The organism is Shewanella sp. 11B5 (assembly GCF_002836795.1).
Taxonomy (GTDB): Bacteria; Pseudomonadota; Gammaproteobacteria; order Enterobacterales; family Shewanellaceae; genus Shewanella; species Shewanella frigidimarina.
In genome coordinates this window covers 1-7,318 of record NZ_PJAP01000298.1, presented here as the reverse complement: position 1 = coordinate 7,318, position 7,318 = coordinate 1, and the positions used below count along the sequence as shown (strand labels likewise).

General features: G+C 41.7%; 5 protein-coding genes. 2 read left to right on the top strand and 3 right to left on the bottom strand.

What is annotated here, in order from left to right; translation table 11 throughout:
• Positions 1-165 precede the first annotated feature (165 nt).
• The gene (locus CXF78_RS05855) at positions 166-789 is read right to left on the bottom strand and encodes a c-type cytochrome (RefSeq protein WP_011639354.1); all 624 of its coding nucleotides are present in this window, start codon (positions 787-789) and stop codon (positions 166-168) included.
• Positions 790-1,052: 263 nt separating this feature from the next.
• On the opposite strand from CXF78_RS05855, the gene yihA reads away from it, so the two are divergent.
• Positions 1,053-1,727 (top strand): ribosome biogenesis GTP-binding protein YihA/YsxC, encoded by a 675-nt coding sequence (gene yihA / locus CXF78_RS05850; protein WP_011639353.1) that lies wholly within the window; start codon positions 1,053-1,055, stop codon positions 1,725-1,727.
• Positions 1,728-2,462: 735 nt separating this feature from the next.
• On the opposite strand, the gene polA is transcribed toward yihA, so the two are convergent.
• The gene (gene polA, locus CXF78_RS05845) at positions 2,463-5,210 is read right to left on the bottom strand and encodes a DNA polymerase I (RefSeq protein ID WP_102036247.1); all 2,748 of its coding nucleotides are present in this window, start codon (positions 5,208-5,210) and stop codon (positions 2,463-2,465) included.
• A gap of 531 nt (positions 5,211-5,741) precedes the next feature.
• Here polA and elbB point away from each other — a divergent pair.
• The gene (gene elbB, locus CXF78_RS05840) at positions 5,742-6,395 is read left to right on the top strand and encodes an isoprenoid biosynthesis glyoxalase ElbB (protein WP_011639351.1); all 654 of its coding nucleotides are present in this window, start codon (positions 5,742-5,744) and stop codon (positions 6,393-6,395) included.
• 81 nt (positions 6,396-6,476) lie between these two features.
• Here the strand turns inward: elbB and glpG are convergent.
• Positions 6,477-7,318: rhomboid family intramembrane serine protease GlpG (glpG, locus tag CXF78_RS05835; protein WP_102036246.1), on the bottom strand; the 842-nt coding region annotated here is incomplete at its 5' end.

Sequence of the window (7,318 nt, the reverse complement as noted above, 5' to 3'; positions counted from 1 at the left end):
GATTTATATTACAAACAGCTGGGTTTACCTCGGTACGGGGTGTATTTAACGCTAAAAGTGTGAACGCTGTCAAGTAATAATCGATGAAGTTGACGTCAACGTAAACTTTGAAGTGTAAAAAATGGGCTCGAAAGCCCATTTTTTATTGTCTCATATTCCGTAGTATTAGTTCTTAATGCTTGAAATATATTTAGATAATGCATCGATATCGGCATCTGATAGCTTTTTAGCTACATCTTGCATCATGCCGTTTAAATCATTGTGACGACTAGCATCACGGAATTTTGTTAGCTGAATTTTGATATAGTTAGCATGTTGACCACCAACAGCAGGGAAACCAGCAGCTTCTGCGCCCTCACCTTCAGGTCCATGACATGCAACACATGCAGTAATACCACGGGCAGCATCACCGCCTTTGTACAGTTTTTCACCTGCGGCAGGTACATCGGCAACGTCGGCGACAACTTTTACTTGGCTAGCGAAGAATGCTGAGATGTCAGCAATGTCTTCATCGCTTAGACCCATTGACATCCCGATCATGATTGGGTCCATACGACCTTCAGCACCACCGGTTTTAGCTGCTAATCGGAATTCAGTTAATTGTTTTTCAAGATATGCAGGGTGTTGGCCTGCTAATTTAGGATACATATCAATCATGCTATTGCCGTCAACACCGTGACAGGCAGAACATACGATTGCTTTAGTTTTGCCTACTTCAGCATTACCTTCAGCCATAACTGGTGATGACATAGCGGCGACTACAGACAGCGCAAGAGCTAACTTTTTCATGGCGTTCCAACTTCTAGTTAATTTATTGTCCTGAGCTTACTAGGAAGACCCGCAAGCGTGGTAAAATGTTTTTCCAAGCGCTTTGATGTAGTTTACGATGCTCGTGAAGAGCTAGATCATTTATGACTACATCACACATATTAGCGTTGCTTGGGTATATAATGTGATCAGGCTAATATTTTACACGAAAACGTGCAAAAGTAAGCAATTGTTAAAAATTTATGGTAATGCGTTTACTAGAAGTAATTTAATTGGAGTTAAGAGTGACAGATTCTCGTATCGATTTCCGTAGGGCTAAGTTTTTAATCAGTGCGCCAGATATTGCGCATTTAGATCAGTATCTTCCTGGGGATATCGGGGTGGAGATTGCATTCGCTGGGCGCTCTAATGCCGGTAAGTCCAGCGCGTTAAATGCGCTTACTGAGCAAAAAAGTTTAGCTCGAACCAGTAAAACACCGGGTCGAACCCAATTGATCAACGTGTTTCAGCTAGATGATGATCGCCGTTTAGTCGATTTACCTGGCTATGGTTTTGCGCAAGTCCCTTTAGCATTAAAACATAAGTGGCAAGAGGCGCTTGGCGAGTACCTACAAAAGCGCGCTTGTTTAAGTGGCGTGGTGGTATTGATGGATATCCGTCATCCATTGAAAGATCTCGATATGCAAATGATTGAATGGGCAGTATTAAGCAACATTCCAGTTTTAGCATTATTAACCAAATCGGATAAATTGACTCAAAGCGTCAAAATGAAAACCGTTAATGATGTGCGTGCAGCCTTAAAAGAGTTTGGTGATAAAGTGCAAGTTGAGACGTTGTCATCGCTAAAAGGCACCGGTAAACCCAAAGTGCTGAGCATCTTAAACGATTGGTGTCATCCTGAATGGTTAGCTGAACAGAAGGCTGAGCAAGCGTCAGCGTCGGAGTTAGCACCAGAGTAGTGGTCGAGTAGTATGATATAGATTAGCAAAACTAAGAGCCGGCAGCGATGTCGGCTTTTTTGCGTCTGTGTTTTCTATATTGTAACAATGGTGATTTTTAAGCAAAAAAAAACCGATAACCAAACGGCCATCGGTACAAATAAATTAGCTCTTTTGGGGAGAAGCTAAATTCAACAAGACTCAAGTGCCATCAACTCAATTTGATGACGCTCAATGAAGACATAATAACTGTTTTTTAATCAATATTAAAGTATTTACTCTAAATATTTTTAATGATGAAAAAAAATCAAAAAAAAGCCCCAGCAACCTAAGTTGCTGGGGCGCCGAATTTGGCTAGTCACTATCGCTAGTGAAATAAAGGTTTGAAAGATTGAACATCTTAACCTCTGTACCCTACGACGAATATAATAGCTTATTCGCCTTAAAATGAAAAACTGTTTTTCATAAAAAGATACAATAACTGTGACTACAAACCCAAAATAGTCTTTATTTGCCGCTTAGAACGATGAAACTGCGTCATTATTTATCGTTACATCAGTCATTGATACATCGATTGAGTCATAGTTGGCGGCTTAGAGGATAGGGGGTTTATTGCGCTAAACGTTCATTTCAGTCCATTTTTGTTCAGTTTAGCCATAGTTACAATGTCCAAATAAAAATACCGCATTCTAATGAATACGGTATTTATGTTTTAGCTACTGACGTTTATTTTACCAACATAACCTAAGTCAATGACTAGTGGGCTTCATCCCAATTGTCGCCAATGCCAGCCTCTGCTAATAAGGTCACATCTAATGATGCTGCTTGTGCCATTAAGTCACACACTTTTGTTTTGAGGGTTTCTGCTTGGGCCTCATCTACTTCAAACACTAATTCATCGTGTACCTGCATAATCAGGGTAATTTCACCTTGAGTATCTTGGTTAATCCACTGGTGAATGGCGATCATGGCTTTTTTGATGATGTCTGCTGCAGTTCCTTGCATGGGAGCGTTAATCGCTGCACGTTCAGCTGCCTGACGACGCATTGCATTACGGTCGTTGATTTCAGGCAAGTATAAACGACGTCCGAATAATGTCGATACATAACCTAATTCAGCTGCGATGGCTCGGGTTTCTTCCATGTATTTGAGTACACCGGGATAGCGAGCAAAATAAGTATCGATATACTTTTGTGCTTCATTGCGTGGAATATCTAGCTGTTTGGCTAAACCAAACGCAGACATACCATAAATTAAGCCAAAGTTAACCGCTTTGGCGCGGCGACGTTGCTCGGTGGTGACTTCTTCAAAGTGCACCCCAAATACTTCTGCTGCGGTAGCTTTATGAATATCTTTGCCTTCTGCGAATGCGGTTAGCAAGCCTGCATCTTGAGACAAATGAGCCATGATCCGCAGTTCTATTTGCGAGTAATCGGCAGCTAAAATTTTACGACCTGCAGGGGCAATAAAAGCTTGGCGAATACGACGACCTTCTTCTGTGCGGATCGGAATATTCTGTAAGTTTGGCTCACTTGATGACAACCGACCCGTTGCAGCATTAGCTTGGTGATAACTGGTATGCACTCTGCCTGTTGTGGCATTAACCATAAGTGGCAGTTTGTCGGTATAAGTGCTCTTTAATTTGGCTAGGCTACGATGTTCAAGAATAACTTTAGGTAGAGGGTAATCAAGAGCTAGTTCGATTAACACATCTTCTGCTGTTGATGGTGCACCTTTAGGGGTTTTCTTCTTTATTGGATAACCTAGTTTTTCAAAAAATAGCGTTTGTAGTTGCTTTGGTGAAGCTAGGTTAAATTTTTCCTCGGCAATTTCGTAGGCTTTATTTTCTAGGTCATCAAGCTTTTTGGCTAACTCACCACTTTGCTGGCTAAGTAGCATTGAATCAATCAATACGCCTTGACGTTCTACATCAGACAATACTTTAATTAACGGTAATTCTAGCTCATTAAATACACTGGCCAGTTCTGGTTCTTTTTCAAGCCTTGGCCATAGATGTTGATGTAAACGCAGGGTGATATCGGCATCTTCAGCGGCGTATGGCCCAGCAATATCCAAATGAACTTGATTAAAAGTCAGTTGCTTTGCGCCTTTGCCAGCGACTTCTTCAAAACTAATATTTTTATGGCCAAGGTATTTTAACGCTAAACCGTCCATGTCGTGACGCGATGCGATTGAATTAAACACATAGGATTCGAGCATAGTGTCAAAGCGTATACCTTTGAGGCTAATACCTGCGTTGGCTAAAATACTCATATCATACTTGAGGTTTTGACCTACTTTTTGCGGTGTATCGCCTTCAAGGATCGGACGTAGTTTTTCAAGCGCGCTGGCTTTATCAATTTGCTGCGGCGCATCAAGGTAATCATGCGCTAAAGGTACATAGGCTGCTTTGCCTGCTTCGGTAGCAAATGATAAACCAACAAGTTCCGCTTCCATGTAGTTGAGACTGGTGGTTTCGGTATCAATCGCTATCAGTTCGGCGCTGTTAAGCTTTTCAATCCATTTATCAAGCGCTTCCATGGTCAGAATCGTTTCATACTCAGCTTCAATGGTTGGCGATACGATGACTTCTTCTTCGCTGATGGTACCGCGGGGTTGCTTATTATCGAGTACTTCCGCTAACCAACGTTTGAATTCCATTTCACCGAAGCATTTAATGAGTTCATCACGGTCTTGAGGCTTGACCGTCATTTGATGCCAGTCTAGTGCTAATTCTACGTCGGTTTTAATGGTTGCCAGTGCATATGACAACTTTAGCATGTCGGCGTTTTCGATGATTTTAGCCGGCATGGTTTTTGAGCCTCTAAAGCCAACTTCAACGACGCTTTGTGGGTCCGCTAAAATATTTTCTACACTTCCCATGCCAAGCAACATCGCCAGCGCGGTTTTCTCACCAACCCCTGGTAAGCCTGGAATGTTATCGGACTTGTCGCCCATGAGAGCTAAGAAATCGATTATTCTATCGGGACCGACACCATATTTCGTTTTGACCTCTTCAGGGCCCATAATGGTATCTGTCATGGTATTGATTAACGTGACATGCTCATTCACTAGCTGTGCCATGTCTTTATCGCCGGTACTGATTAATGTCGCCCGGCCTTCTTTACTGGCTTGAAGAGCGATGGTTCCGATCACATCATCGGCTTCCACACCAGAAATACTGATCAAAGGTAAACCCATTGCGTGAATGATTCTGTGTAATGGTTCTATTTGATTACGCAGATCATCGGGCATAGGTGGGCGCTGGGCTTTGTATTCACCGTACATATCGTTGCGGAAAGTTTTGCCTTTAGCATCAAAAACAACAGCGATATGGCTAGGGCTGTAACGGCTTAATAAACTACGAAGCATGTTAACAACACCGTAAACCGCGCCTGTTGCTTCACCTTTTGAATTGGTTAAATGAGGCGGCGCATAATAAGCGCGATAAAGATAAGATGAACCATCAACTAAGATGAGCGGGTTATTGGGAATCGTTGGCATAATTAATATTCGTGTTCAGTATTTTGCGAGACTAATAGGATGACATTATACCCACAGCACCTCAAGATGCTTGTGAGATTGTCAGTTATTTACCCAAGATAGTGATCAATAACCGTAACGTTTGACTCGTTGTGCATCTAGTGAGGTTTTGTGGGCAATTTTATAGAGAAAAGCCAACAATCAGCCACGCCAAAAGACTCTCAGCCTGTGGATAAGTCTGTGAGTGAATTAATCAACGTTGTTGGATAGATTTTCTTACGGCTTGAATCGAAATCAGTAACTAGTTGAGTTATATGTTCTTTTTTTATTTTTGTGAGCTAAATATTATTTCTAATAAATATTACTAATTTGTGGACTTTTTTATTGATGTCAGTTAAGTCACAATCGAATTCAGTGATGTTTTATGACTAAAAAAAAGGCATCTAGCAAATTCGACGTTCTAAGTTAGCACGATTTTTAATCAGATCAATCGTTTTGTTGGTTTTTTGTTGTAAATTTTACATTATCAATTAAAAGTTGAAGGAAGATGTCATGAAAAAGATTGCTGTTTTACTGAGTGGCTGTGGGGTATTTGATGGAACTGAAATTCACGAGGCTGTATTAACCCTACTGGCGATAACGCGAGCGGGGGCGCAATATCAATGTTTTGCTCCAGATATAACTCAAATGCATGTGGTGAATCATTTAACCGGTGAGGTCAACACCGACGAAACCCGTAATGTATTGGTTGAGTCTGCGCGGATCGCTCGTGGTGAAGTACTTAATGCCAGTACATTAGAGGTAAGTCAATTTGATGGTTTGGTGATCCCTGGCGGTTTTGGCGCGGCTAAAAACTTATCTAATTTTGCAACTACAGGCAGTAATTGCCATATTCAGCCAATTGTAGAAAACTTTATTCGTGAGTTTGCTTTAGCGCATAAACCTGTCGGCTTTGTGTGTATTTCACCGGTGATGATCCCGAATATTTATGGCGCAGGCGCTATAGGTACAATTGGAACCGATTCTGAAACGGCTCATGCATTTACTGAAATGGGCGGTAAGCATAAAAATGTGCAAGTTGAAGATATTGTTGTGGATGAGGTCAATAAAATCGTCAGTACACCTGCGTATATGCTAGCAACGTCGATTTTAGAGGCACATATTGGTATTGAGAAGCTGGTTAATAAAGTACTCGAAATGGCTTAGTGATTTGTGCTGAGCTGTATTGTGACTATAAGCGGATTAATGATAAAAGAGTGCCACCTAAAGTGGCATTTTTATTTATGGTTAGCTGGTTTTAGTTGTTGGTGAGGTTCTACTATCAAATAATGCTTGAGCTAACCCAACACAAAGCCCTGCAATGTGGGCGCCATTCGCAATTGGCATGCCTAACACATCAGTAAAGCCGAGAACCAACCAAACGAACATAAATCCCATATAAGATTGCGGCAAACTAATACCGCAGCTAGGTTTACGAATACCCATTAGCCAAGTGTAACCTACCACAGCGTACACGACGCCAGACAAGCCACCAAAATTAGGCCCTGTCATGTAAAACTGCACAATATTAGGCAAAGTACCCGCGACAACTAATAAAAACAGTAACGGTCTAGTCCCCAAATTGGTTTCAATTTTACCGCCTAAGTACCACCACCACAGCAAATTAAAGATAATATGCATAGCAGAAAAGTGCATTAAGCTTGGGGTGAATACCCGCCACACTTGGTTTACATCACTGTCCGCAACGGCGCTAAAAAAAGATAACTTAGTGAAGATGGCATCGGCAAAACCAAGGTTCATGCCCGCGAAAACGGCAACACAAGCAAAAAAGCACACTAATGTCAGTGGGCCTGCACCTGTCATAAACTGTTGAATTAAGCCTTTAGTTCCTGGGCCATAGTCAAATTTGGTATCCGTTGCACCGTTGTCCCAAGAGGCTTGCAAGTATTTACTATCGTATGGGTTTTTAGCAAACTCAATTAACTCGGCGCGAGCTTGGTTTTCATCGGCGGTGTTAGTGATTATTAGGCCAACACCTTGAGAATGAGTCACTGCATGGCATTGAATATTTAACCCTTTTAGGTAGTCAATAAATGCCTGTGCTGCACGTGCATTAGGTAATTGGCCGA